26 protein-coding genes, 1 pseudogene and 1 riboswitch are annotated in these 26,152 nt (G+C 34.5%); of the genes and pseudogenes, 21 read left to right on the top strand and 6 right to left on the bottom strand.

Annotated elements, in window-relative coordinates:
- The first annotated feature begins 17 nt into the window (after positions 1 to 17).
- The 7 genes from HMPREF2937_RS04875 (at position 18) to gndA (ending at position 7,791) form a co-directional block, all read left to right on the top strand.
- Entirely contained in the window at positions 18 to 1,010 is a 993-nt protein-coding gene (locus HMPREF2937_RS04875; RefSeq protein WP_002481011.1) for a thiamine pyrophosphate-dependent dehydrogenase E1 component subunit alpha, read from the top strand.
- Positions 1,010 to 1,993 (top strand): alpha-ketoacid dehydrogenase subunit beta, encoded by a 984-nt coding sequence (locus HMPREF2937_RS04870; RefSeq protein ID WP_023015167.1) that lies wholly within the window; start codon positions 1,010 to 1,012, stop codon positions 1,991 to 1,993. Before HMPREF2937_RS04875 ends, HMPREF2937_RS04870 begins: the two co-directional genes overlap by 1 nt.
- Before the next feature lie 19 nt (positions 1,994 to 2,012).
- The gene (locus tag HMPREF2937_RS04865) at positions 2,013 to 3,317 is read left to right on the top strand and encodes a dihydrolipoamide acetyltransferase family protein (protein ID WP_070864136.1); all 1,305 of its coding nucleotides are present in this window, start codon (positions 2,013 to 2,015) and stop codon (positions 3,315 to 3,317) included.
- A gap of 96 nt (positions 3,318 to 3,413) precedes the next feature.
- Positions 3,414 to 3,851: a bacilliredoxin BrxB gene (gene brxB / locus HMPREF2937_RS04860; RefSeq protein ID WP_002481008.1), complete on the top strand. Its 438-nt coding sequence runs from the start codon at positions 3,414 to 3,416 to the stop codon at positions 3,849 to 3,851.
- A 12-nt stretch (positions 3,852 to 3,863) separates the two neighbouring features.
- Positions 3,864 to 4,841, top strand: a complete 978-nt coding sequence (locus tag HMPREF2937_RS04855; RefSeq protein ID WP_057510485.1) for an aromatic acid exporter family protein — start codon at positions 3,864 to 3,866, stop codon at positions 4,839 to 4,841.
- A 334-nt stretch (positions 4,842 to 5,175) separates the two neighbouring features.
- Positions 5,176 to 6,300 (top strand): M20/M25/M40 family metallo-hydrolase, encoded by a 1,125-nt coding sequence (locus HMPREF2937_RS04850; protein ID WP_070864135.1) that lies wholly within the window; start codon positions 5,176 to 5,178, stop codon positions 6,298 to 6,300.
- A gap of 81 nt (positions 6,301 to 6,381) precedes the next feature.
- Positions 6,382 to 7,791, top strand: a complete 1,410-nt coding sequence (gene gndA, locus HMPREF2937_RS04845; protein WP_002481005.1) for an NADP-dependent phosphogluconate dehydrogenase — start codon at positions 6,382 to 6,384, stop codon at positions 7,789 to 7,791.
- Positions 7,792 to 7,856: 65 nt separating this feature from the next.
- Here the strand turns inward: gndA and HMPREF2937_RS04840 are convergent, their stop codons facing one another.
- Together HMPREF2937_RS04840 and zwf are read right to left on the bottom strand one after the other, a co-directional pair.
- Entirely contained in the window at positions 7,857 to 8,711 is an 855-nt protein-coding gene (locus tag HMPREF2937_RS04840; protein WP_057510488.1) for an AraC family transcriptional regulator, read from the bottom strand.
- A gap of 135 nt (positions 8,712 to 8,846) precedes the next feature.
- Positions 8,847 to 10,331 (bottom strand): glucose-6-phosphate dehydrogenase, encoded by a 1,485-nt coding sequence (zwf, locus tag HMPREF2937_RS04835; RefSeq protein ID WP_002481003.1) that lies wholly within the window; start codon positions 10,329 to 10,331, stop codon positions 8,847 to 8,849.
- Positions 10,332 to 10,468: 137 nt separating this feature from the next.
- Here zwf and rnz point away from each other — a divergent pair, with 137 nt between their 5' ends.
- Complete coding sequence (gene rnz, locus HMPREF2937_RS04830) at positions 10,469 to 11,389, top strand: ribonuclease Z (RefSeq protein WP_002481002.1); 921 nt, start codon at positions 10,469 to 10,471, stop codon at positions 11,387 to 11,389.
- Between the two features lie 54 nt (positions 11,390 to 11,443).
- Here rnz and proC read toward each other — a convergent pair whose 3' ends face one another.
- Positions 11,444 to 12,253, bottom strand: coding sequence for a pyrroline-5-carboxylate reductase (gene proC / locus HMPREF2937_RS04825; RefSeq protein WP_070864134.1), 810 nt, complete (start codon positions 12,251 to 12,253; stop codon positions 11,444 to 11,446).
- A gap of 133 nt (positions 12,254 to 12,386) precedes the next feature.
- Between proC and HMPREF2937_RS04820 the strand changes: the two genes are divergently transcribed.
- Complete coding sequence (locus tag HMPREF2937_RS04820; protein WP_180364619.1) at positions 12,387 to 13,148, top strand: SDR family NAD(P)-dependent oxidoreductase; 762 nt, start codon at positions 12,387 to 12,389, stop codon at positions 13,146 to 13,148.
- Between the two features lie 109 nt (positions 13,149 to 13,257).
- On the opposite strand, the gene HMPREF2937_RS04815 is transcribed toward HMPREF2937_RS04820, so the two are convergent.
- Positions 13,258 to 14,166: an aldo/keto reductase gene (locus tag HMPREF2937_RS04815; protein ID WP_002480999.1), complete on the bottom strand. Its 909-nt coding sequence runs from the start codon at positions 14,164 to 14,166 to the stop codon at positions 13,258 to 13,260.
- Between the two features lie 85 nt (positions 14,167 to 14,251).
- Between HMPREF2937_RS04815 and HMPREF2937_RS04810 the strand changes: the two genes are divergently transcribed.
- The 3 genes from HMPREF2937_RS04810 to xerD all read left to right on the top strand — a co-directional run bounded on the left by HMPREF2937_RS04810 (position 14,252) and on the right by xerD (position 16,274).
- On the top strand, positions 14,252 to 14,794 hold the full coding sequence (locus HMPREF2937_RS04810; RefSeq protein WP_070864133.1) for an NUDIX domain-containing protein: 543 nt from the start codon (positions 14,252 to 14,254) through the stop codon (positions 14,792 to 14,794).
- Between the two features lie 105 nt (positions 14,795 to 14,899).
- Positions 14,900 to 15,352, top strand: a complete 453-nt coding sequence (locus HMPREF2937_RS04805) for a ferric iron uptake transcriptional regulator (protein ID WP_002480997.1) — start codon at positions 14,900 to 14,902, stop codon at positions 15,350 to 15,352.
- A gap of 22 nt (positions 15,353 to 15,374) precedes the next feature.
- The gene (xerD, locus tag HMPREF2937_RS04800) at positions 15,375 to 16,274 is read left to right on the top strand and encodes a site-specific tyrosine recombinase XerD (protein ID WP_002480996.1); all 900 of its coding nucleotides are present in this window, start codon (positions 15,375 to 15,377) and stop codon (positions 16,272 to 16,274) included.
- Positions 16,275 to 16,297: 23 nt separating this feature from the next.
- On the opposite strand, the gene HMPREF2937_RS04795 is transcribed toward xerD, so the two are convergent.
- Positions 16,298 to 16,810: a DUF309 domain-containing protein gene (locus tag HMPREF2937_RS04795; RefSeq protein WP_070864132.1), complete on the bottom strand. Its 513-nt coding sequence runs from the start codon at positions 16,808 to 16,810 to the stop codon at positions 16,298 to 16,300.
- A gap of 102 nt (positions 16,811 to 16,912) precedes the next feature.
- Here HMPREF2937_RS04795 and HMPREF2937_RS04790 point away from each other — a divergent pair, with 102 nt between their 5' ends.
- The 6 genes from HMPREF2937_RS04790 (at position 16,913) to HMPREF2937_RS04765 (ending at position 22,548) form a co-directional block, all read left to right on the top strand.
- The gene (locus HMPREF2937_RS04790) at positions 16,913 to 17,644 is read left to right on the top strand and encodes a segregation and condensation protein A (protein WP_023015178.1); all 732 of its coding nucleotides are present in this window, start codon (positions 16,913 to 16,915) and stop codon (positions 17,642 to 17,644) included.
- Positions 17,634 to 18,182, top strand: coding sequence for an SMC-Scp complex subunit ScpB (gene scpB, locus HMPREF2937_RS04785; protein WP_057510490.1), 549 nt, complete (start codon positions 17,634 to 17,636; stop codon positions 18,180 to 18,182). Before HMPREF2937_RS04790 ends, scpB begins: the two co-directional genes overlap by 11 nt.
- Positions 18,175 to 18,909: a pseudouridine synthase gene (locus HMPREF2937_RS04780; protein WP_070864131.1), complete on the top strand. Its 735-nt coding sequence runs from the start codon at positions 18,175 to 18,177 to the stop codon at positions 18,907 to 18,909. Before scpB ends, HMPREF2937_RS04780 begins: the two co-directional genes overlap by 8 nt.
- A 319-nt stretch (positions 18,910 to 19,228) precedes the next feature.
- Positions 19,229 to 19,951, top strand: a complete 723-nt coding sequence (locus tag HMPREF2937_RS04775) for a response regulator (protein ID WP_002480991.1) — start codon at positions 19,229 to 19,231, stop codon at positions 19,949 to 19,951.
- Positions 19,935 to 21,692, top strand: coding sequence for an ATP-binding protein (locus HMPREF2937_RS04770; protein WP_070864130.1), 1,758 nt, complete (start codon positions 19,935 to 19,937; stop codon positions 21,690 to 21,692). The genes HMPREF2937_RS04775 and HMPREF2937_RS04770 overlap by 17 nt, the downstream gene beginning before the upstream one ends.
- 112 nt (positions 21,693 to 21,804) lie before the next feature.
- Positions 21,805 to 21,940, top strand: a riboswitch (FMN riboswitch).
- Between the two features lie 59 nt (positions 21,941 to 21,999).
- Positions 22,000 to 22,548 (top strand): ECF transporter S component, encoded by a 549-nt coding sequence (locus HMPREF2937_RS04765; protein ID WP_070864129.1) that lies wholly within the window; start codon positions 22,000 to 22,002, stop codon positions 22,546 to 22,548.
- Between the two features lie 116 nt (positions 22,549 to 22,664).
- On the opposite strand, the gene HMPREF2937_RS04760 is transcribed toward HMPREF2937_RS04765, so the two are convergent.
- Complete coding sequence (locus HMPREF2937_RS04760) at positions 22,665 to 22,913, bottom strand: ferredoxin (protein WP_002480988.1); 249 nt, start codon at positions 22,911 to 22,913, stop codon at positions 22,665 to 22,667.
- A gap of 98 nt (positions 22,914 to 23,011) precedes the next feature.
- On the opposite strand from HMPREF2937_RS04760, the gene HMPREF2937_RS04755 reads away from it, so the two are divergent.
- The 3 genes and pseudogenes from HMPREF2937_RS04755 to HMPREF2937_RS04745 form a co-directional block, all read left to right on the top strand.
- A complete protein-coding gene (locus HMPREF2937_RS04755; RefSeq protein WP_083326915.1) occupies positions 23,012 to 23,968 on the top strand; it encodes a helix-turn-helix domain-containing protein in 957 nt (318 codons plus the stop codon).
- Positions 23,968 to 25,344, top strand: coding sequence for a RecQ family ATP-dependent DNA helicase (locus HMPREF2937_RS04750; protein ID WP_070864127.1), 1,377 nt, complete (start codon positions 23,968 to 23,970; stop codon positions 25,342 to 25,344). Before HMPREF2937_RS04755 ends, HMPREF2937_RS04750 begins: the two co-directional genes overlap by 1 nt.
- A gap of 273 nt (positions 25,345 to 25,617) precedes the next feature.
- Positions 25,618 to 26,152, top strand: a pseudogene (locus HMPREF2937_RS04745) (hypothetical protein); the annotation flags it as partial.

Raw genomic sequence — 26,152 nt, 5'->3', positions numbered from 1 at the left:
TGAGGAGGAAATAGAAAATGATGGATTATAAATCTGCCGGTCTGACCGAAAATGATTTAAAAGAAATGTATAAATGGATGGATCTTGGCCGCAAATTAGATGAAAGAATGTGGCTCTTAAACCGTGCAGGCAAAATTCCTTTCGTAATTAGTTGCCAAGGTCAAGAAGCAGCACAAATCGGTATGGCGTTTGCGATGGAAAAAGGAGATGTTTCAGCACCTTATTATCGTGATTTAGCATTAATCACATATCTCGGTATTACACCTGCTGAAACAATGATGTCAGCTTTTGGTAAAAAAGGAGATATCAACTCTGGAGGTAAACAAATGCCTTCACATTACAGTAAAAAATCTGTCGATATTTTATCACAAAGTTCACCAGTAGGCACGCAAGTATTACAAGGTGTAGGTGCAGCTTTAGCATTAAAAATGGATCGCAAACCTAATATTGCTATGGCAACACTAGGTGAAGGAACATCTAACCAAGGCGATTTCCATGAGGGACTAAACTTTGCTGGGGTTCAAAAATTACCATTTATTTGTGTGATTGAAAACAATGAATATGCAATCTCAGTCCCATCACACTTACAATATGCTGCTGAAAAACTTTCTGATCGTGCGCTTGGATATGGTATCCACGGAGAAAGAGTAGATGGAAATGACCCAATTGCAATGTATAAAGCTATGCATGAAGCACGCGAAAGAGCATTAAGTGGCGAGGGTTCTACTTTATTAGAAGCAATGTGTACTAGAATGACTGCACATTCTTCTGATGATGATGACCAATATCGTAGTCCTGAAATTAGAGAAGGCTTAAAATCTCAAGATTGCAATATTAAATTTAAAGCACATCTGATGGATTTAGGCATTGCGGATCAAGCTTGGTTCGACGAAATTGAAAAAGAAAATAAATCAATCGTCAACAAAGCAACAAAAGAAGCAGAAGCTTCTCCTTATCCAGATCCAAGTGAAACATATACATTTGTTTACGAAGAAGGAGGGCTTGAATAATGGCTAAACTCACTTATTTAGCAGCTATCAAACAAGCAATTTATCAGGCTATGGAAAAAGACCCTGATGTATTTGTATTAGGAGAAGACGTCGGTAAAAAAGGTGGCGTATTTGGTGTTACTCAAGGCTTACAAGAAAAATTCGGAATTGAACGTGTCATCGATACACCATTAGCCGAATCAAATATCGTTGGTACAGCTATCGGAGCTTCTATGTTAGGTAAGCGCCCAATTGCTGAAATTCAATTTGCTGAATATATTTTACCAGCGACTAACCAAATTATGAGTGAAGCTGCAAAAATGCGTTACCGTTCAAATAATGATTGGAGTTCACCAATCACTATTCGTGCACCTTTTGGTGGAGGTATACATGGCGCTTTATATCATTCTCAAAGTATAGAAAGTGTTTTTGCATCTACACCTGGATTAACAATCGTTATTCCATCTACACCATATGATGCGAAAGGTCTGCTATTAGCTTCAGTTGAATCGAATGATCCTGTACTTTATTTCGAACATAAAAAAGCGTATCGGTTACTTAAAGAGGAAGTACCTGAAGAATATTATACAGTCCCACTAGGTAAAGCGGATGTAAAACGTGAAGGAAATGATATTACAGTCTTTACTTATGGTTTATGTGTTAATTACAGCTTACAAGCTGCAGATGTTTTAGCAGAAGAAGGTATAGATGTAGAAGTTGTCGACTTACGTACAGTTTATCCATTAGACAAAGAAACGATTATTGAACGTGCAAAACGTACAGGTAAGATTTTACTTGTAACTGAAGATAATTTGGAAGGCAGCATTATGTCAGAAGTATCAGCAATCATCGCTGAAAATTGCTTGTTTGATTTAGATGCTCCAATCATGCGTCTTGCTGGTCCAGACGTGCCATCTATGCCATTCTCGCCACCATTAGAGGATGAATTCATGATGAATCCAGATAAAATCAAAGCAAAAATGTTAGAACTTGCACGTTTCTAAATTATAGGAGGCTTATCAAATGGAAATCAAAATGCCGAAACTCGGAGAAAGTGTACATGAAGGTACAATTGAACAATGGTTAGTAGAAGTCGGCGATACTATTGAAGAATACGAGCCTATTTGTGAGGTTATTACAGATAAAGTAACAGCGGAAGTACCGTCTACTGAAGCTGGTACAATTACCAAAATCCTAGTTGAAGCTGGGGAAACTATTAGTGTCGGGACTCCAATTTGCGAAATTGAAGCTGAAGGTTCATCAGATGAGAGTTCAGAATCTGATTCAAAACCAGAATCAACAGCAACTACAGAAAAACCCGAAAATGAAAATACATCAACAGAAACCCAAACTGAATCTAAACAAAATTTTAAGAACGCTACCTCTGATAAACCACTAAATAATGGTAGATATTCACCTGTTGTATTTAAATTAGCTTCTGAACATCAAATTGATTTATCACAAGTTAAAGGGACAGGCTTTGAAGGTCGTGTGACAAAAAAAGATATTGAATATGTAATTGCTCACCCAGAAGCTGTCTCAACTCAAGCTGGGTCAACACCAATTCAAAATAAACCTGCTGAAAAAGAAAATATCCAACCTTCTGCATCTACAGAACAATCAACTGTTCCAGCTGATTCTGTTCCTGTGAATGGTGTGCGTAAAGCGATTGCTAAACATATGGTTCAAAGTGTTTCAGAAATTCCTCATGCATGGATGATGGTTGAAGCTGATGCAACAAACTTAGTGAAAACTAGAAATCATCATAAAAAGCAATTTAAGGCAAAAGAAGGTTATAATTTAACATTCTTCGCATTCTTTGTTAAAGCAGTTGCAGAAGCATTAAAAGAGTTCCCAATGTTAAACAGTAGTTGGCAAGGCTCTGAAATTAAAGTTCATAAGGATATCAATATCTCAATTGCAGTAGCTGTAGAGGATAAATTATATACACCAGTCATCCACAATGCAGATGAAAAATCAATTAAGGGAATTGCACGCGAAGTTAATGAATTAGCTCAAAAAGCACGTCAAAATAAATTAACACAAGCTGATTTACAGGGTGGAACTTTTACTGTAAATAATACTGGAACATTCGGTTCTGTCTCTTCGATGGGCATTATTAACCACCCACAAGCTGCGATTTTACAAGTAGAATCCATTGTAAAAAAACCAGTTGTGATTGATGATATGATTGCAATTCGTAATATGGTGAACTTATGTATTTCGATTGATCATCGCATTTTAGATGGCTTACAAGCTGGTCGTTTCATGAACACAATCAAAAATAGAGTAGAACAATTTACAATCGAACATACGCATATTTATTAAACTGTTCTTAATGTTAAAGTTAATCCTATTGAAGATTACTAAATTAATTAGTAGAATAAAATAGAACGTTATTAAGAACTGAAAGGTGATTTCGATATGGATTTAAATTTCGATTTATATATGAACGATGTTGTAGAACAAGCACGTAACGAGATAGAAAAAGCAGGTTATGAACAACTTACAACGCCTGAAGAAGTAGATGCTGTATTAAAACAAGACGGTACTACACTTGTTATGGTTAACTCAGTTTGCGGTTGTGCTGGAGGTATTGCACGTCCAGCTGCTGAACATTCATTACATTATGATAAACTACCTGATCGCTTAGTTTCAGTCTTTGCAGGACAAGATAAAGAAGCGACACAACAAGCGAGAGATTATTTTGAAGGTTATGCTCCTTCAAGTCCATCATTTGCGTTAGTTAAAGATGGTAAAATTGCTGAAATGATTGAACGTCATCAAATAGAAGGCCATGACATTATGGATGTTATTACACAGCTTCAAAATTTATTCGAAAAATATTGTGAAGAACGATAAGAGGTAAAGCAGATGATGCGTTTTAATCCCTATAAAATAGGATTTAGAACGATAAAGACTGCTGTAGGAATGGCACTTGGAATAATTATTGCCAAATTAATTGGTTTAGATAATTTTTCTTCAAGTGCCATTTTAGTTGTTTTATGTATTAAACATACAAAAGTACATTCCCTACAAGCAATTGTTTCTCGTTTTGTATCCTGTATTCTTATATTGATATTAGGATCTATCGTTTTTAGTTTGCTTGGTCAAAATGCAATTGTATTAGGTTTAATCGTATTATTCTTTATACCTTTAACAGTAGTATTAGGGGTACAAGAAGGTATTATTACAAGTTGCGTTATATTGCTACATGTTTTTAATGCTAAAGTTATTGATTTACATTTATTTATCAATGAAGTTTTACTGTTAATCGTTGGCTTAGGTATCGCTTTTATTATGAACTTAATTATGCCAAGTCTAGATAAACAATTAAAAGAATATAAACATAAAATAGAGAAACAGTTTACTGAGACTTTCAATGCATTCAGTAAATCATGTTTTGATTTAGATTATCCAGTAGATGTGCCACTCAAAAACATTGAACTCGAAATCCAAAAAGCGAAATCTTATGCGTTCAGAGACGTAAAAAATCACTTTGTTCGTAACGAAAACTCTTATTATCATTATTTTGATATGAGAGAAGAACAATTGGAAATAATAGAGCGTATTGAACACCTGCTGAAGAATATAAAATCAGAAGATAAAATGATGCATCGTTTAGGTAATTTGTTTGCTGAAATAGCTAAGAACGTTAATAGTAATGATTATACTGCGATGCGTCTGTATTCACTTTATGATTTACATATTGATCTTTATGATCAATCTCTGCCTCAGTCGAAAGAAGCCTTAATCAATCGTGCAAACGAAATACAAATTGTTAGTGAACTAGAACGTTATTTACAAATTAAATCTCATTTTGGATCGTTAAAATTATACGATGAAATATAAAAAAACGAGGGTGATCTTTTTTACAGATCATCCTCATTTTTTATTACTGCATCAATGGTGCTAAACTTGATAATATCAGTGCAACGATTACTGCTACCAACATAACGATGATAACAACTTTTGAGACTTTGCCTTTAAACACGTTATTCTCCTCCAGATAAACTTTCTTCTTAATTATAAATATAGTACTTTATTTTAAATCAATATGGTTATGTTTTCAACTTGACGCTTACAAATTATTATATCATGTTTTTAACCTATTTTTTAGAACATATATGTTTTACAAAGCAGATAAATCGTATACACTAAACATAGTATAGGAAGGGGTTAGAACATGATTAACGAACAACGTTTACTAGAAACATTTTTAGAATTGGTACAAATCGACTCAGAAACAGGTCATGAAGAAATCATTCAACCAATTCTTAAAGAAAAATTTGAAAGTTTAGGTTTAACAGTAAAAGAAGATAATGCAGGTGAGCAGCCTGATTTAGGTGCAAACAACTTAATCTGTACACTTGCGGCAACAGAAAATCACAATAAAACCCAAAATATTTATTTTACAAGTCATATGGATACAGTTGCACCTGGGATTGGCGTTAAACCTATCGTCAAAGATGATGGATATATCTATTCAGATGGTACAACTGTACTAGGCGCAGATGACAAAGCAGGGATTGCTGCTTTACTTGAATTAATTCAAGTATTAAAAGAAAATCAAATCCCACATGGCCAAATTCAATTTGTTATCACAGTAGGTGAAGAGTCTGGTTTACTAGGTGCTAAGGTGCTTAATCCTGAATTATTAGATGCACAATTTGGATACGCAGTAGATGCTAGTGCACCAATTGGAACAACTGTATTGGGTGCACCTACACAGATGAAACTTAGTGCAGTAATTCATGGTAAAAAGGCACATGCCAGCACACCGGATAAAGGTGTTAGTGCTATTAATATTGCAGCGAAAGCAGTCAGTAAAATGAAGTTAGGTAAAATCGATGATGAAACAACTGCCAATATCGGTAGTTTTACTGGCGGTTCAGCAACGAATATAGTCGCTGACGAAGTCACATTACATGCAGAAGCCAGATCACATGACAATAACAAAATCGAAGCCCAAATCAACCATATGAAACAAGTATTTGAAGAAACTGCTGAAGCTTATGGTTGCAGTGCTGATGTATTTACAAGCAAAAGTTATCAAGGTTTTAAAGTGGCTGAAGATGCTAAAGTGACACAATATGCAGTAAAAAGTGCACAAAGTTTAGGATTAAGTGGAAATACAGTGGTTGCCGGAGGCGGCTCTGATGGAAATATTATCAACGCATTAGGTATTCCAACTGTGATTATTGGTATCGGATATCAAAATATCCATACAACTGAAGAAAGAATGGAAATTCAATCTTTAAATTTATTAGCTGAACAACTACTTAAAATTGTAGAATTAACTAGCGATTGATTTTAAGCTTGAATAAGTGAGCAGGAACGCTAATTGTGATACAATAAAATAGAAAATTTTTATCAAAGAGAGGTAAGTAATATGACGCAACAAATTGGTGTAGTCGGTTTAGCCGTAATGGGTAAAAACCTAGCTTGGAATATTGAATCTCGTGGCTATACAGTCTCAGTTTATAACCGCTCAAAAGAAAAAACTGACACAATGGTCGAAGAATCAAAAGGCAAAAATATTCACCCAACTTATTCTTTAGAAGAATTTGTGAATTCACTTGAACGTCCACGTAAAATTCTTTTAATGGTTAAAGCAGGTCCGGCAACGGATGCGACAATCGAAGGTTTATTACCATTATTAGATGATGGTGATATTTTAATCGATGGTGGTAATACAAACTATCAAGATACGATTCGTCGTAACAAAGCATTAGCAGAAAGCGGCATTAACTTTATTGGTACAGGTGTATCAGGAGGAGAAGTAGGCGCATTGACTGGTCCTTCAATCATGCCTGGTGGTCAAAAAGAAGCATATGACAAAGTTGCTGATATCTTAGAAGCAATTTCTGCTAAAGCTGACGATGGTGCGCCTTGTGTAACATACATTGGTCCAGACGGTGCAGGACATTACGTTAAAATGGTACACAATGGTATCGAATATGCTGACATGCAATTAATCGCTGAAAGTTATGCATTAATGAAAGATGCATTGCATATGTCACATACTGAAATCGCAAATACATTCAAAGAATGGAATGCAGGCGAACTTGAAAGTTACTTAATTGAAATTACTGGTGAAATCTTCAACAAACTTGATGAAGACGGTTCCCCATTAGTTGAAAAAGTAATGGATAAAGCAGGTCAAAAAGGTACTGGTAAATGGACTTCTATTAATGCATTAGAACTAGGTGTACCATTAACAATTATTACTGAATCTGTATTCGCACGCTTTATCTCATCAATGAAAGATGAGCGCGTCGCTGCTTCTAAAGAATTAACTGGCCCATCACCAAAATTTGAAGGTAATAAAGATGAGTTCTTAGAAAAAATCCGTAAGGCGCTTTATATGAGTAAAATCTGTTCATATGCACAAGGTTTTGCGCAAATGCGTAAAGCAAGTGAAGAAAACGAATGGAACTTACAACTTGGCGATTTAGCTATGATTTGGAGAGCAGGTTGTATTATTCGTGCACAATTCTTACAAAAAATTAAAGAGGCATATGATAATAATCCAGAATTACAAAACTTATTATTAGATCCTTATTTCAAAGATATCGTAACAAATTATCAATCAGCATTACGTGATGTTGTTGCTGAAAGTGTTGCAAATGGTGTTCCTACACCTGGATTTGCTGCGAGCATTAATTACTTTGACAGCTATCGTTCAGAAAACTTACCAGCAAACTTAATTCAAGCACAACGTGACTACTTCGGTGCGCACACTTATCAACGTAAAGACCAAGAAGGTACATTCCATACACATTGGGCTGAAGAAAAATAATTTTATAAATCTATAAAAAGCACACTATCAGATTATCATTTCTGATAGTGTGCTTTTCACTTTAATTATTCATCTAAATCAACAGGCAACCATAATTGAATTTTTGTAAAAGGATTATCGAAGGAAATATCAAATGGATAAACTTCTACATACAAAGCTTCAGTTTCATAAGGCATCGTCAGCTGCAATCTTGTTTCAATATAGTGCCATGCTTCATTAACCGCAAAATCAATCTCACCTTGTAAATTAAACTTAGCATATTGTCTAGAGGGTAAAAATCGACTTTCTAAATGAGCGGGGTAGCGTTCGCTTGGTACACCTATAAACAATTCAACACCATTTTCCAGTGGGCATTTTACAACAAATAGTTCATGAGGACTTACATCGTTATAACGTTCAAGTTCTTTAATTTTACCATCTACTAATAAATCCTCTAAAAAATCAGCAACAAGAAATGGATTGCTTAAGTCCTCTGTATTCACAAATTTAGCATAACCGACTAATGCGTGATCCTTAGATTTTTCTAATCTATACGTATAAGGTGGACGATCCGTTGTTGCTATTCTTAAATATAATCTTTCTTGCATTTTCAACTCATCTTGCTTCAGCTTTGCTTGAATAGGGGAAATGCCATGATAATCACTAAATGCATTAGCAAAATCATTTGTATCTTCATAATGATACTTTTTAGCGATATCTACTAAACGAAAAGCCCCTACAATCACATCTTCAGCTGCTTTCGTTAATTTTCTAGCTTCTGCATACTCACTAGGAGATAAGCCGACAACCATTTTAAAAGACTGATCTAGATGCATGGGAGAAAGGCCAACGTAATCGCTTAAATCTTGCAAATGAAAAGGCTCATAAACACGGTCCTCAATATAAACAATGGCCTGTTGTATTTGCTTGATAACGTCCAAACTGCTCACTCCTAAAATAACTATTGTCCTATATTATACCGTATTCTTCTATGACTTTCCTACAAAAAGACGTTAAAAAAACAAGACAGTATCAATGTTGTGACACTGTCTTGTCTTCATAAATTTAAACTGATATTAATGTATATCGTCCCACCAGTGGAATCCATCACGACTTAATAACAATTCACTTGTTAATGGACCGTTAGTACCTGATTTATAGTTAGGGAAGTCAGGTTCAACTTGATCCCATTCTTCTTGAATTGCATCAACATATTTCCAAGTTGATTTTAACTCTTCCCAGTGTGTAAAGTTTGTTGCATCACCTTTTAAGCAGTCGAACAATAAGTTCTCATAGGCGTCAACGGTATTCATTTTATCTTGTGCACTCATTGAGTATGATAGTTGAACTGGTTCAGTTTCAATACCTTGTACATTCTTCTTCGCATTTAAATGAATAGAAACACCTTCATTAGGTTGGATGTTAATAACCAATAAGTTGGAATCTAAATGCTTATCTTTTTCGTAATATAAATTCATAGGTACTTCTTTAAATTCAACCACGACTTGAATAGATTTACGTTTCATTCGTTTACCAGTACGGATGTAGAATGGTACACCAGCCCAACGGAAGTTATCAATCATGACTTTACCTGAAACAAAAGTAGGTGTGATTGAGTCTTCGCTGACACGATCTTCTTCACGATAGCTTTTAACATACTTGCCATCAATTTCACCAGCATCATATTGACCACGTACAAAGTTTGTACGAACCGCTTCAGAATCCAATGGTTGCAACGACTTCAACACTTTTACTTTCTCCGCACGGATATCTGCACTATTTAAACTGATCGGCGGTTCCATCGCTAACAACGCCACCATTTGAAGCATATGGTTTTGGAACATATCTTTCAATGCACCGCTAGATTCATAATAGCCTCCACGGTCTTCAACACCTAAAATCTCAGATGAAGTCACTTGAATATTTGAAATGTATTTATTGTTCCATAAAGGTTCAAACATCGCATTCGCAAATCGTAACACTTCGATGTTTTGTACCATATCCTTACCAAGATAATGGTCAATACGGTAAATTTCATTTTCTTTAAATGATTTTCTAATTTGTTTGTTTAATTTTTCAGCTGAAGCCAAATCACTGCCGAATGGTTTTTCAATTACAAGGCGTTTGAATCCTCTTGTCTTAGTTAAACCAGATGATTTTAAGTAATCCGTAACTAAACCAAAGAAATTAGGGGCCATAGCTAAGTAGAATAGGCGATTTCCTTGTAAGCCGAATTCTGAATCGAGTTGATTACTAAACTGCAATAAATCATCATAGCTTTGTTCTTCGCTGACATCATGTTTGAAGTAAAATACATGTTCCATAAATTGATCAAGGTGTTTTGTATCTTTTACATGAGCTTGAATAGATGACTTAACTTGGTTGCGAAAATGCTCATTCGAATAGTCACGACGGCCAATACCAATGATTGCAACATGTTCATCTAAATTATCTTGTTGGTATAAATGGAATAGTGAAGGGAACAGCTTTCGATGACTTAAATCACCAGTTGCTCCAAAAATTGTAATCAAACATGGTATATGCTTTCTTTTATTACTCAAGATTCAAAACCTCAATTCTATATTAGATATGCTATTATTATAAACTATGAAGAATTAATGTAACACATTTATGCTTAAATTTCTTCGTGTTTGTCATTTTAGATATGGTACACTAACGTGTAGAGAGGAGCGTTATAATGGAAATTACATTTTTAGGTACTGGAGCGGCGTTGCCAACCAAAGAACGCAATACACAAGCAATAGCGCTCAACTTAGAACCCTATTCAAATTCAATATGGCTATTCGATGTAGGAGAAGGAACGCAACATCAAATCTTGCATCATTCGATTAAACTCGGAAAAGTAGACCATATTTTCATCACCCATATGCATGGTGATCATATATTTGGCTTACCCGGCTTATTAACAAGCCGTTCTTTCCAAGGTGGGGAAGATAAACCCTTAACAATCATTGGGCCAAGAGGTATTAAAAGCTATGTTGAAATGACATTACAAGCCTCATTATCTAAATTAAATTATCCAATTACATTTATAGAAATTGATGAACAATTACATTACCATCACGAAGGTTTTACAATCAGTGCATATGCTTTGAATCATGGTGTACCATCATTCGGCTACCGTATTGAAGCACCAACCACACCTGGTAAAATAGATGTCGCTGCATTAAAAGCTATCGGTATGGAACCAGGACCAAAATACCAAGAAGTCAAAGAACAAAATACTTTTGTATTCAACAATCAAACTTATGACTCATCACAATTTAAAGGTTCAGATAAAATAGGTCCTAAAATCGCAATATTCGGCGATACCATGCCTTGTAAAAATGAATATTTACTTGCTGAAGATGTTGACGTGATTGTTCATGAAGCTACATATATTGATGGTGATAGAACATTAGCGGATAGTCATCATCATAGCCATATTTCAGATGTATTAAAACTATTAGAAGATTCTCATGCGAAACAAGCATTGTTGAATCATATTAGTAACCGTTATAACCTGAGTGATATCGATGTGTTGTATGCTGAATTACAAGAGCATTATCCACATTTAAAATTTAAATTCGTAAGAGACTTTGATGCGTTTGAAATATAAAAATGCTGAGGCAGATAATTTAACTGTCTCAGCATTTCTTTTATCAATTTTAACTTATTCGTCGTTCGATAACTCTTTACTTCTTTTTACTGCCGCATTGAAGCAATCTTCGAAAATACTTTCAATATCGTGTTGAGCTAAAGCATCTAAGCCTGCTTGCGTCGTTCCACCTTTAGAAGTCACGTTTTGTCTTAATTGTTCCATACTTAAATCAGAACGCTCAATCATTTTTCCAGTTCCGATTATCAAGTTACGGATTGATTCTTCAACTTCTTCTTTATCTAAACCAAGTCTGACACCCGCTTCTACATATTGTTCAAACACATGATACAAGAAAGCAGGGCCGCTGCCAGTAATCGCAGTGACTTGATGCAACGCATCTTCTTGAACTTCAATTTCTGAACCAAACGCATGGACAATATCAATAACTTGTTTTCTATCTTCTTGCTTATAGTTTTCTGAGAAACTGATACCTGTGACTGAATGACCGACTTGTGCGTTCGTATTAGGCATAATACGTGCAATTGGGTTATCATGGTCAAGTTGTTTTCTGATATACTGTATCGAGATACCAGCCATGATGGAAATAAATCTATTTTTATCTGTAATATATGGACGGATTCTATCAGCTAATGCTTCAAAATCATAGGGTTTCGTTCCTAAAAAGACAAAGTCAGCATCTGCTAATAATGCGGCGTCATCATAACTATAATTAACGCCTAATTCTTCAGCATAGCCTTTTAAGACCGCTTCATTAGAACGGTTTGTAATATAAATATCATTAGGATCGATTACTTCAGATGCAATTATTCCTGCAAAAATAGCATGAGCCATGTTGCCTGAACCATAGAATACAATTTTCATATTTTGAATAGCACTCCCTATATTTTGATAATTGATACACTTATCATAGCAATATCAATCATTTTGCACAACAATGTTAATTTGAGGCTATAATTTCAACGGATATACAACTCATACAGAGCGGAGGATTATAATGCAACAGATAATAGGAAAGCATTTTATCGTAACAGGAGGCACGAGTGGACTTGGCTATGCACTTACGCAACAACTTTTAGCCAAAGGTGCTCATGTGACTTTACTAGTAAGAAACATAGAAAGATTTAATGAAACACATTTTCCAGTCAATCAACACTTATTAGATTCAAAGTATTGTGATTTAAATGATGCAACAGATATTCATCAACTCACATTTTCAAAACCAATCGATGGATTTATACATAGTGCAGGGTTGGGATATTTTAAACCTATACTGCAACATAGTGAACAGGAAATGATAGAAACGTATACCATTAATGTCCTTCATTTCAACTTATTATTATCTCAACTTGCACCTTATTTTACACAACATCCTTTTATAGTCGGTGTCAGTAGTTTAGCAGCTTTTTCTACCCAAACAGCAAGTGGTCACTACGCAGCGAGTAAAGCAGGATTTAATCAAGTATTAAACACATTAAGATTGGAACAGCCAGATTATCAAGTGACAGTAGTAAATGCAGGACCGATACGTACACCATTTCATGCTAAAGCAGATCCTACACTAAATTATGCTGCACAAGTTGATAAGTTTATGTTAGATCCTAATGTACTAGCGAGAGATATCATTTCTGCGATGTTAAAAGGAAAGGCTGAAGTTAATCGTCCTAAATGGTTGCACAAACTTTTGAAAATCTATCAATTATCACCAAGAACACTTGAAAGATTGGCACCGCAATTATTTAATAATAAAAACTCATAATAAAAAGACTTGTCATATCTGTCCAAAATAATTCTCAGTAACAACGTTACGTTATTTTGACGAGATGACAAGTCTTATTCATTTATATTCCTATTTATGATTTAGTGGTTTAGTTGAGATGATTTGTATAATGCAAATCTTTCACGCGTTCTTTTGCGGCATGTAAACGTGTTAAATCCACATGTGTTTGATAATTCTTCACGTTTTCTTCTAGTTGTTCCACACTACTAGCACCTGCCACAATTGAACCTAAAACGTCTTGTGTTAATAAGTAATTGAAAGTGAGTGCTGATAAATTATTTTCAATTTCTTTAAGCGATGCGACTGTACTGCCAAGTTCTTGATAACTATAATCAAAAATACCATCCGCAAATTTTTGGTCTAACGCTGTATTGCTTTCAGCTGTCAGTAATCCTTTAAATAATGGTCCACGCGCGAGCATTTTAACACCTTTTTGATGTGCTTGTTGAATTAAATCTTCAGGACGATTATCAATCAAATTATACTGTGCCATCCAAGTGTCAATTTGACTGTGCTCTAAATAATATTTAATAACATTAGGGCGAATAGAAGAGATACCATAGGCACGAATTAATCCTTCTTGTTTTAATTCGTCAAAAGCACTGATTGTTTCATCAAGCGGATCTTCAATTGTTCCGCCATGTAATTGATATAAATCTATTTGATCGACACCTAAGTTTTTTAATGATTGTTTGACACTTTCTTTGATGTGTTTCTTAGAAGGATCCCAAAATGTCGTACCATCTGGTTGAAGGTGATTACCGACTTTGGTTCCGATAACGATATCTTCTGAGTTTTGATACGGTTTCAAAATTTCTCCTACTAACTTTTCATTGATGCCTTTGTCATACATGTCTGCTGTATCAAAATATGTTATTCCTAATTCAATGGCACGTTCGATAATGGCTTGTGCATGTTTCTTTTCTGTACCAAGACTCATACACCCTAAACCTAATTCAGAAATCTCTAAACCGCTATTCAAAACATTCTTTTGCATGTTGTGACTCCTTTCGATACACTTTAATTGTCTAACACTGCTAGTTTATCAGTATTTCAATATAGTTAAAAGGAACGTGATTCAAATGGATTTAACAGAGAAAACATTAAATAAACAAACAATCTACAAAGGTAAAATTATTGAAGTAGATGTAGATGAAGTACAATTACCAAATGGCAAGACTTCAAAACGTGAAATTGTTAATCACACAGGTGCAGTTGCAGTATGTGCATTAACTAAAGAAAACAAAGTAGTTTTCGTTAAACAATATCGTAAACCGATTGAACAAGTATTGTTAGAAATCCCAGCAGGCAAGTTAGAAAAAGGGGAAGAACCAAAATCAGCAGCTTTACGAGAATTAGAGGAAGAAACAGGTTATAAAGCGAATAGTTTAGAATTGATTGCTGATATTTATACCTCTCCTGGATTCGCAAATGAGAAAATCGCTATTTATTTCACTGACGATTTAGTAAAAGGCGAGGTCCATCTAGACCCAGATGAATTTGTTGAACAAGTAGAGTTGAGTCTCGGTGAAATCAATGCTTTAGTACAAAATCATAAAATTGAAGATGCCAAAACTTTAATCGCGTTACAACACGTATTATCACATTATAATCATTCTAAATAACAAATGAGAATGTGTTGCAATTTGCCTCAAATACTGGTAATTTATAGATGAGTCATTAAGTTACATTACAATGATAATAATTATTAGTAGAGGAGTGAGGCTTCCGTGGAAGAACGTTTAAAACGCGTGAAGCAACAGTTACAAAAATCATCCTACAAATTAACTCCACAACGTGAAGCAACGTTAAGAGTGCTTATTGAAAACGAAGAAGATCATCTCAGTGCAGAAGATGTCTATTTAAAAGTAAAAGACAAAGCACCAGAAATTGGTTTAGCAACTGTCTATCGTACTTTAGAACTGCTTGCTGAACTTAAAATCGTCGATAAAATCAACTTTGGCGATGGCGTTTCACGTTTCGACTTGAAAAAAGAAGGCGAAAAGCACTTCCATCACCATCTTGTATGTATGGAATGTGGTAAAGTTGAAGAAATTGTCGAAGACTTATTGCCAAAAGTCGAAGAAAGAGTAGAATCTGAATTTCATTTCAAAATTTTAGACCACCGTTTGACATTTCATGGTATTTGTCGTGAGTGCCAACAAAAGAAAAAAGAGAGTTAGTTTAGGTTAGAAGGTGAACGGATTGGAAACGAATTTTCAAAATATTATTGAGGAATATTTAAAGTTCATCCAAATTGAAAAAGGTTTAAGTGTTAACACCATTGGGGCCTATCGTCGTGATTTAAATAAATATAAAGCCTATTTAGAATTAAAAAAGGTTAAACATATAGATTTTATTGATAGAGAAACGATTCAACAATGTTTAGGATATTTACACGATGAGGGTCATTCCGCAAAATCAATCGCACGCTTTATCTCCACTGTTCGAAGCTTCCATCAATTTGCGCTCAGAGAACGCTATGCCGCAAAAGATCCGACAGTTTTAATTGAAACTCCGAAATATGAACGCAGATTACCAGATGTGTTAGATGTCGATGATGTTTTAGCGTTGTTAGAAACACCGAATTTAGGAAAAAACAACGGCTATCGTGACAGAACTATTCTAGAGCTTCTTTATGCAACGGGTATGCGTGTAACAGAGTTGATTCATGTCAGAGTCGAGGATGTCAATCTGATTATGGGCTTTGTCCGCGTATTCGGTAAAGGAAGCAAAGAGCGGATTATCCCTTTAGGTGAAACGGTGATTGATTATTTGAAAAAGTATATCGAAACTGTTCGTCCGCAATTATTAAAGCGTACAGTTACGGACGTACTCTTTTTAAATATGCACGGCAAACCTTTATCACGACAAGGAATATGGAAACTCATTAAACAATATGGTGTCCAAGCCAATATATCTAAAAAGCTGACACCCCATTCATTACGTCATTCATTTGCGACACATTTACTAGAAAATGGGGCAGATTTAAGAGCAGTTCAAGAGATGTTAGGACATTCTGATATTTCAACTACACAACTTTATACGCATGTTTCGAAATCTCAAATCAGAAAAATGTACAACGAATTCCATCCACGTGCATGAGCCATGATCATTTGGTTCATGCACTATTTTTTATGTTTCAATTGGTTTTGTTTTAATGCTTCTAATCTTGCTTGTTCAACTTCATGACGATCTCTTAACAGGTGATGGTCGCAGATATAAGGAAGCGTATTAATTTGATGCATGATTGCATAATCAGGATAAATGCGTTTGATTTGTTTTTTCATTGTTGATAGTAAAGGTAATTCTACTGGTTTAAATAGTAGCTCCTGATTAGTACTTTCAATTAACTCACGTAATAACATTAGATAACTTCTGCTTTCTAATCCTAATTGATCTAATTTAGCATAATTCGCATGAGCCGCTCGATAAGCACGATTAAATAATGTATGTGCACCTTTATAATTTGCGCGTCTATAGTGATAGCATCCGGTCGCACACAAAATTAAACTCACTACAGCGTCTTGTTTCGTGAAATGAGATTGAGCTTTCCATGCTTCTTCTAAAATATCATGGCACAAAAAATAATGTTGTTTAGTGTGGAACTGATAGTAAAACTCGATTAATGCTTGTTTCATCTGTTAAGCGCTCCTTGTTTCTCGTTTAATTCTTATAATGATTGATGTATAATATTGTACTGAATGACAAATGCGACTTGCAATTAAAGGAGATACAAATGGATGTACGAAGTTAAACTAGATGCTTTTAATGGGCCGCTCGATTTATTGTTACACTTGATACATAAATATGAAATTGATATTTATGATATTCCCATGAAAGCTTTAACCGAACAATATATGAATTATATTCATGCGATGAAACAATTAGAAATTAATATTGCAAGTGAATACCTAGTTGTAGCATCAGAGCTGCTTATGATTAAAAGCAAAATGTTATTGCCGCAACAACCAGATCTAGAAGATGAAGACTTAGACGATCCTCGTGAAGATCTAGTAGGAAGATTAATAGAATATCAAAACTACAAAGAATATACTGAATTTCTAAATGAAATGAAAGTTCAAAGGGAACAGTACTATAGTAAACATCCAACTGACTTAAGTCATTTAGAAACTGCAGAATTATGGGATGAAAACCATACGATTGACCTGACTGAATTAATTATGGCGTATCAACGTATCAAGACTAGAGCTTCATTTGACACGCCGAGACAAGTTACTATCCAAAAAGAAACATTTACGATTGAACAAGCGTCAACACAAGTGTCTGAACGTTTGGCAAAAGCAACGTCATTTAATTTCTTCAGTTTGTTCACTTTTAAAGAGACAACAGAGCATGTCGTTACACATTTTCTAGCAATTTTAGAATTGTCTAAATCAGGCATTATTCAAATTACACAAGATAAAGAATTCGCAGACATTAATATAACTCGAGGTGTAAATTATGGCGCTTAAGCAAATCGGAATATTAGAAGGTTTATTATATACAGCAGGGGATGAGGGGTTAGAAATAACTCAGCTGCAAGACATATTAGATATCTCTGAGGAAGAATTGCTTGCATTAGTAGCTGACTATGAATCACCCGGACTCATGATTCATCAATATGGAAACACATTAGTTCTGACAACTAAACAAGCATTAGCTGATTATATCGAACAACTTGTGAAGCAACAATCTAATATGAAACTGTCTCAAGCAGCCATGGAAGTCCTTTCAATCATTGCTTACAACCAACCTGTCACAAGAAGTGATATTGAAGTCATACGAGGAATTAATTCTGATGGTGCTGCCAAAACATTGATTGCTAGAGGGTTAATCGAAGCTAAAGATGAAGACAATTCAAGAAGCCAACAATTATATACTACGCCGTTATTCTTAAATGTATTCGGCATGAAAAATATAGATGAATTACCAACGACCGAAGAAGAGGAAGAAGAAATAGAATCATTCTTCAACAATTTAATTAACCAAAAAGGAGATAATAATGAGTAAAGAATTAGAGAGATTACAAAAGCGTATTGCAAATAGCGGTTATACGTCTAGAAGAAAAGCAGAAACATTAATTACAGAAGGTAAAGTTAAAGTGAACGGGGAAACTGTAACTGAATTAGGTACTAAAGTAAAACCTTCAGATAATGTTGAAGTTGAAGGCGTTAAATTAGAACAAGAAGACAAACTTTATATTTTATTCTACAAACCAGCACAAGTTATCACAAGTGTATCTGATGATCGAGGTAGAACAGTCGTAACTGATTATTTCGAGGATTTAGAAACACGTATCTATCCAGTTGGCCGTTTAGACTACGATACATCTGGATTGCTTATCTTAACTAATGATGGCGAGTTTACAAACTTAATGACACATCCTCGTTATAAAATTAAAAAGAAATATGTAGCTAAATTAAAAGGTTATTTGATGCGCGATGAAGTGAAACAACTTGAAAAAGGAATTCAATTAGAAGACGGAAAAACACATCCAGCAGAAGTTAAAATTAAAAATCAAGATAAAGAAAAAAATACAACACTTGTTGAAATTACAATTTCAGAAGGTAGAAATCGACAAGTACGTCGTATGTTCGAACATTTCGGTCATGAAGTAACAAAATTGATGCGTATTGAAATGGGTGGTCTGACATTAAAAGGCTTGAACGCTGGAGAAGGACGTGTCTTAACGCCACATGAAGTAAAAAAACTTCGCAATTTAGCCGCAAATGGTTAAAACTTGTAGCAACAGCATAAAAGTTTGTGAAATTATGCACAAATTATGTTAATCTATTTTTATTCACAAGGTTACAATTAACTTGTTGATATATGCTTATGTTATAATATGCTTTGTAGTGAAAAATCGTCTTTTTTTACAACCTTTATATATAATAAAAATACGAAGACGATACTCAAATTATTAAATCCGAGAAAGTTATGACAGATATTTTATCAATACAGGAAATCATTCATGATGTTTATGATGTTTTAGGACTTGTCTGTCTATCTTATTGGACAACTATTGTTGAATGCTCATATGGGAGGTACATAAAATTATGACAAAAATTCTTGTCGTTGATGATGAAGAAAGAATTCGCAGACTATTAAAATTATATTTAGAACGAGAATCTTTTGATATCGAAGAAGCTCGAGACGGCAAAGAAGCATTAGATTTAGCTTTAAATCATGACTATGCTTGTATCTTGTTAGACTTGATGCTTCCCGAAATCGATGGTATTGAAGTTGCAAACCGTTTGAGAGAGTACAAAGAAACTCCAATCATTATGTTAACTGCAAAAGGGGAAGAAACGAACCGTGTAGAAGGATTTGAATCAGGTGCAGATGATTATATCGTCAAACCATTCTCTCCAAGAGAAGTCGTACTTAGAGTAAAAGCTTTATTACGACGCACGCTAACAGCAACTTCAGATCAAAATGAACCACATGCTAGAGATTTAATCGAATTTAAGCATTTGGTTATTGATAATGATGCACACCGTGTACTTGCAGATGGTACACAAGTCAATTTAACACCTAAAGAATACGAATTATTAATTTTCTTAGCGAAAACACCTAACAAAGTATTCGACCGTGAACAATTATTAAAAGATGTTTGGCATTATGAGTTCTATGGAGACTTGCGTACTGTAGATACTCATGTTAAACGACTCAGAGAAAAATTAAACCGTGTCTCAAAAGATGCAGCTCAAATGATTCAAACTGTATGGGGCGTTGGTTATAAATTTGAGGTCGACAACAACGATGAAACGACTCAATAATGTCGTCATAAAACTGTGGTTAACTATTATTTTAATAGTAACGACAGTTTTAATTTTACTTAGTGCTGCATTAATTACATTCATCCAACAGTATTATACGCAAGATACTGAACATTCTTTAGTCAACGATGCACATCGTATCAGTAATCTGCTAGAGGAGTCAGATAATAAATCATTAGCTATCAAACATAGTAAAATGCTTATCGAAGGCCCAAGCGGTTTGATTATAATGAAAAATAAAAAGGATGAATATTATAACTCACATTCAAAATTCAAAGAACAAATGATGGATGTGATTCAAAAAGATAAAGACTTTGCGCAAGTATTCGACAATAAACAAAAAGCATCTGAACATATTAAAATGACTGTTGATGGTCAAAAACATACGTATGTTTTAGTAGGATATCCAACAAAAGTTGATAACACACATCCTAATGGTGCAGTCTTTATTTACCAAGACCTAAAAAGCATCGATGATACAAATAATGTTATTACCATTATCATACTTGTTACAGCGGTTATTTTCTTAATCGTGACCACTGTATTCGCATTCTTCTTATCATCACGAATCACAAAACCGCTTCGCCAACTCAGAACCCAAGCAACCGGCGTTTCTAAAGGCAATTATTCTTTAGTGAACGATATTCATACAAAAGATGAAATAGGTGAACTCGCACACTCATTCAACCTGATGAGCAATGAAATCCAACGTCATATTGATGAAATCTCAGCCTCTAAAAATATTAGAGAAAGTTTAATCAATTCGATGGTAGAAGGTGTATTGGGTATTAATGAGAATAGAGAAATCATCCTATCTAACCAACTCGCTCAGCATATGGAAAATGAGCTTGATGGAGAAAACAAAGCATTATTCGTTGAACAAATGAATAATACTTTCACAGATAAGGAAACTCAGTTTGAAGAATATGAAGTCAATAACCGTTATTATGTGGTAATTATGAGTTATATTGATCAATTCCAACCAAACGGCAGCAGTGGTATTGTCGCAATCATTCGAGATATGACAAATGAACACAAACTGGATCAAATGAAAAAAGACTTTATTGCGACAGTTTCACATGAACTCAGAACACCAATTGCCTTATTGCAAGGTTATACGGAATCGATTGTAGACGGTGTAGTTTCAGAACCTGAAGAAATTAGAGATTCGCTTTCTATTGTCTTAGATGAGACACAACGTTTGAATCGATTAGTCAATGAGTTGTTAAATGTTGCGAGAATGGATGCTGAAGGCTTATCTATTCACAAAGAAGTGCAACCTATCAGCCAATTGCTTGATCGCATGCAGTTGAAATATCGTCAACAAGCAAGTGAATTAGAAATTGATATAGATCTCGCGCCAGAGACACACAACCAATTATGGTTCTATGATTCGGATCGAATGGAACAAGTACTTACAAACCTAGTCGATAATGCGACAAGATATACTGGTCCTGGAGATTCCATTAAAATCACAACTGGCGAAGATGATAATTACGATATTTTATATATCTCAGATACCGGCAGTGGTATTGCACCTGAACATGTAGAATTAGTTTTCGATAGATTCTATAAAGTAGATGCTTCTAGAAAACGCGGCAAAGAGGGAACAGGACTTGGTCTATTCATCAGTCGTATGATTATTGAAGCACAAGAAGGTACAATTAATTTAACGAGTGAATTAGGTAAAGGCACGACTTTCATTATTAAATTACCAAAACCACATCATCATGAAGCATAATCATTTAACTTGGGCATTACGCCCAAGTTTTTTAATTTTCCTAGTTAAGCAATCGGATTGAACTTTTAAGATAAATCGGCTACAATAAATAGGAAAATAAAATATTAACGAAATTCATCTTCGGGGTCGGGTGCAATTCCCAACCGGCAGTAATTTAAGCCTGCGACCTGTATTTATCGATTGATAGATATGGCTGATCTAGTGAGATTCTAGAGCCGACAGTATAGTCTGGATGGGAGAAGATGGAGGGTTTATTTGTTGTGCAATGAAATCCTCCTATTCACGTAGATGAATGGAAGGAGCCTTTATGAATCAACAAAACAACAAACGTTTCATCGTCATAAGTATGTTGAGTGCAATTGCTTTTATTTTGATGTTTATCAAATTTCCTTTACCATTTTTGCCTCCGTACTTAACTTTAGATTTTAGTGATGTACCTGCATTATTAGCAACCTTTATTTTTGGACCTATAGCAGGCATCATCGTCGAATTGATTAAAAACTTATTGAATTTCTTATTTAACATGGGAGATCCAATTGGGCCTTTAGCAAACTTTGTAGCAGCAGTAAGTTTATTATTAACTGCGTACTATGTCAGCAAAGCAGTTAAAAGCCACTTCAATATCATCATTGGCCTCATTGTAGGTACAATCGTCATGACATTGGTATTAAGTGTTTTAAACTACTTCGTATTATTACCGCTTTACGGTATGATTATGAACTTAAGCGATGTCATGAAAAACTTAAAAATCATAATAGTATCAGGTATTGTACCGTTCAATATTATTAAAGGTATCGTAGTATCTATCGTTTTCTTATTGTTATATAAACGATTAAAGAAAGCACTGCGTTATTAATAACAAACTAAAGAAACCCCCGGAAATATTTTTCCGGGGGATTTTTTAAGGCATTATTTGTCTTATTTTATCAATCTATGTTAAGCGAAGACAGCCAACTGGTCTCACGATTGATACTATTCGAATTTTAATGCATCACCATCAAACGGTTCGTCTGCAATTTTAATAGAATCTGTTGGGCAACCTTCGTCTGCATCTTCTAAGTCTTCGTATAATTCTTCTGGAACAGGCGCTGTCCCTTCATTATCATCTAAGATAACATATGCAATACCTTCATCATCATAATCATAAATGTCAGGTGCTGCAGCACCGCATGCGCCGCAAGCAATGCATGTATCCATATCTACAATCGTATATTTAGCCAATTTACTTCGCCTCCTTCTCTAAAAATGCTACACTGATAACGTAATTTATATTTTAACACCAGTTTATCTTTTTTCAATACTATAAGTCATAGGTGATGATGGATTTGAACGAAATAATTCAATACATAAAAAAGCATGCATTTCATTATAAAACTGACAAAAGTATCTACAATATACTGATTGGTGCTAAAACGCATCAAACCTACTTTGATGCTTGTAGCCAACAACTTTTATCATTATATCATAGTCAACCTGATTTAAAATATACGTCATTCGAACGAATCTATCATCAGAATAACGAAGATTTATCATCAATTCCGTTAAAAGTTTCAACACGTTATACCTTTGAAAGTATCCAACAGACTTTTCAGGTTTTGCAGTTGTTAATACAAACCATTTCATTCAAACAACATCACACGCTTTCTTTTATACCCGTTTCAGAAATCAGTAAAGTACAAAAGCGAGTAAAAACTATTTATTTTAAGCTTGAAGCACAGCAAAGCTTAGATGCATTTAAAACAGAGATATATCAGCTTTTCGAACTATTAAACCAAGCACAGCCGCGTTCTATATTGCATTACTTCTTACAAGGTTATGATGAAGTCATGTATACGAACCAACAAGTCAGCTTAATCGAAAATTTAAAAATGTCAGAGTTAGCCATCATTAAAATGAATGATTTAGTCGAGATGATGCATTTATTGGAAGATCAAGAGACATTTCCTATCTTGCACCAAGCTATTATCTTACCTACGCTTTCTATCAATACTAAAGATACATTAAAGTTAGTAAATAACGGTTTATCGTTAGAAGCAATTGCACAAAAAGAAGGCGTAAAATTAAATACAATTGAAGACCATATCATTGAGCTATATATTAAAGGATATTTTACTGATTACAGCTTGTATTTGGATAAGGAAGATTTAAATGAATTTAAAACATTTTATATTGACCGCCAAGAAGAACGATTACGAAATTTTAAGGCAGCGTTTCCTAATATGAGCTATTTCGAAATTAAACTTGCGATTACCATATTAGCGAGGGAGGGGATTTGATGCTGGAAGAAGCTTTAAAAAAATGGTTTGGCTTTGATTCATTTAAAGAAGGTCAAAAACCTATTATCGAAAATGTATTGAATCATCAACACACTTTAGGCATTTTACCTACTGGTAGTGGTAAAAGTTTGTGCTATCAACTGCCGACTTATATTAAACAAAAACCCACACTTATCATTTCTCCTCTAATTTCATTAATGGATGATCAAGTTATGCAGATGCGAAAGAACGGAGAGCGTTCTGTCAGTTACATTCACTCTGGTATGAGTTATGAAGAAAAGATGAAGAATTTAAAACAATTGAAATCATCAAAGTTTATCTTTTTAAGCCCTGAATTTATCTTGCATCAAGATAATATTAAATGGATTGATTCGATAGATTTGGGTATGATTGTGCTTGATGAAGCACACTGTATTACAGAGTGGGGTTATGATTTCAGACCGCATTACGCGTTAATTGGCAGAATCACTAAAAAATTTCCAAAAGCGACACTGCTCGCACTGACTGCGACTGCACCATTACATTTACAAGAGGATATAGAAGATATCGTTCAGACAAAATTGAAGGTGGTCAAAACCAAAATGAGCAGAGATAATATTATGTTATCTCATCTCAACTTTGAAAATAACGCCGAGAAAAATGAATGGTTAAAATCTTTCATAGAACATTCAGGACCAACTATTATTTATGTATCTTCAAAGAAAAAGTGTAGGGAACTAGCGCAAATGATTTATGATGAAGGTTACCTTACCGGCATATACCATGGTGATTTATCATATCAAGAAAGACAAACTGTACAACAACAATTCATACAAAATAAAATTCCTATGATTGTCGCAACAAGTGCATTTGGCATGGGAATTAACAAACCTGATATCCGCACAGTCATTCATTATCATTTACCGGTCAGCCCTTCAAGTTACCTTCAAGAAATCGGTCGTGCCGGAAGGGATGGACAACTTAGCCAAGCTATCAGTCTTTATCAACCAGACGACTATTTCTTATTAGAAACTATTCTTTTTGCGGATATCATAACTGAAGCTGATATTGATGCATTTGATCAAGGTGCCAACTTACCTGAACAAAAGGCAGAAATTCTTGATGTTTTAGCAACTCAATATACAATCGAACAAATAAAAATGATTTTCTCAATCTCAGGACAACGCAAAAAAGAAGGGTTATTAACTATGATGGGATACAAAAACTTAACAACTTGCAGACGTCATTATTTAATGTCATATTTCGGAGAAACAATCACTCCGACAGAAAAATGTTGTGACAATGATAATACAATTCAACCTATAAATGTATTGAATAAAAAGAAAGTCGCAAGAAAAATGGATTATTTAGAAAAATTAAACCAAATATTTACTTAATATTAATCATTATCCTTTGATTTAATGTTATGGTTAGTGAATAACCACTTACATCCTAGAGATATTAGTAGAAATAATATAAACTTGTGACAACGTAGTTAAATGGATACTTTATTTTGAAAAACAAGTTGCAGATAGGGTATAATTCTCTTTGCTTAGTATGTATTGCAAGTTATAATTAACTTACAAGATGTGTTTTTCAACCTCTTCATTTAGGGTATGAACACTACATATGTAAATAAAAATATTTTTAATATAGAAAGGATGATGACGTTGTCAAACAACAATTTCAAAGATGATTTTGAACGCAACCGTCAATCGATTGATCCTAAACCATCTCATAAAAAGCCTGATCATTTAGACGAGTCAGTTGACACAGAAACAAATCATCAAGAAGAACCTATAAAAGAAAAGCAGGAACAACATTTCCCACCGAGAAATGCGCATAAAAGACGTCAAAGAAGACGTGCTACTGCAACACATCAACGTGAAGAAAAGACAGAAAAACCAAATGACTTACATAGCCAAGAAGAAGAACCAACGAAAAAAGAGTCAAAAGGTCATATTTCTGAAACTGTAAAAGGTCAACAAAACGGCAAGAAAAAAGCTGCAGGTGCAGCAGCAGGCAGTGTTGGCGGCGGTATTATCGGTAAAGATTTAGAAAAAAATCATGAAAAAGCTTCTGAATCTAAAGATGATAAGAAAGATAAAGATATCAAAAAAGAAGAACCCACAAATACTGAAAAAGACAACTCTGGTAAAAAAGCTGCAGCTGCTGGTGTAGCTGGAGGCGCTGCTGCTGGTAAAG

It is taken from the genome of Staphylococcus sp. HMSC061G12 (assembly GCF_001838465.1).
Lineage (GTDB): Bacteria > Bacillota > Bacilli > Staphylococcales > Staphylococcaceae > Staphylococcus > Staphylococcus simulans.
The sequence above is the reverse complement of the archived record's forward strand: the minus strand, read 5'-3'. Positions and strand labels throughout refer to the sequence as shown.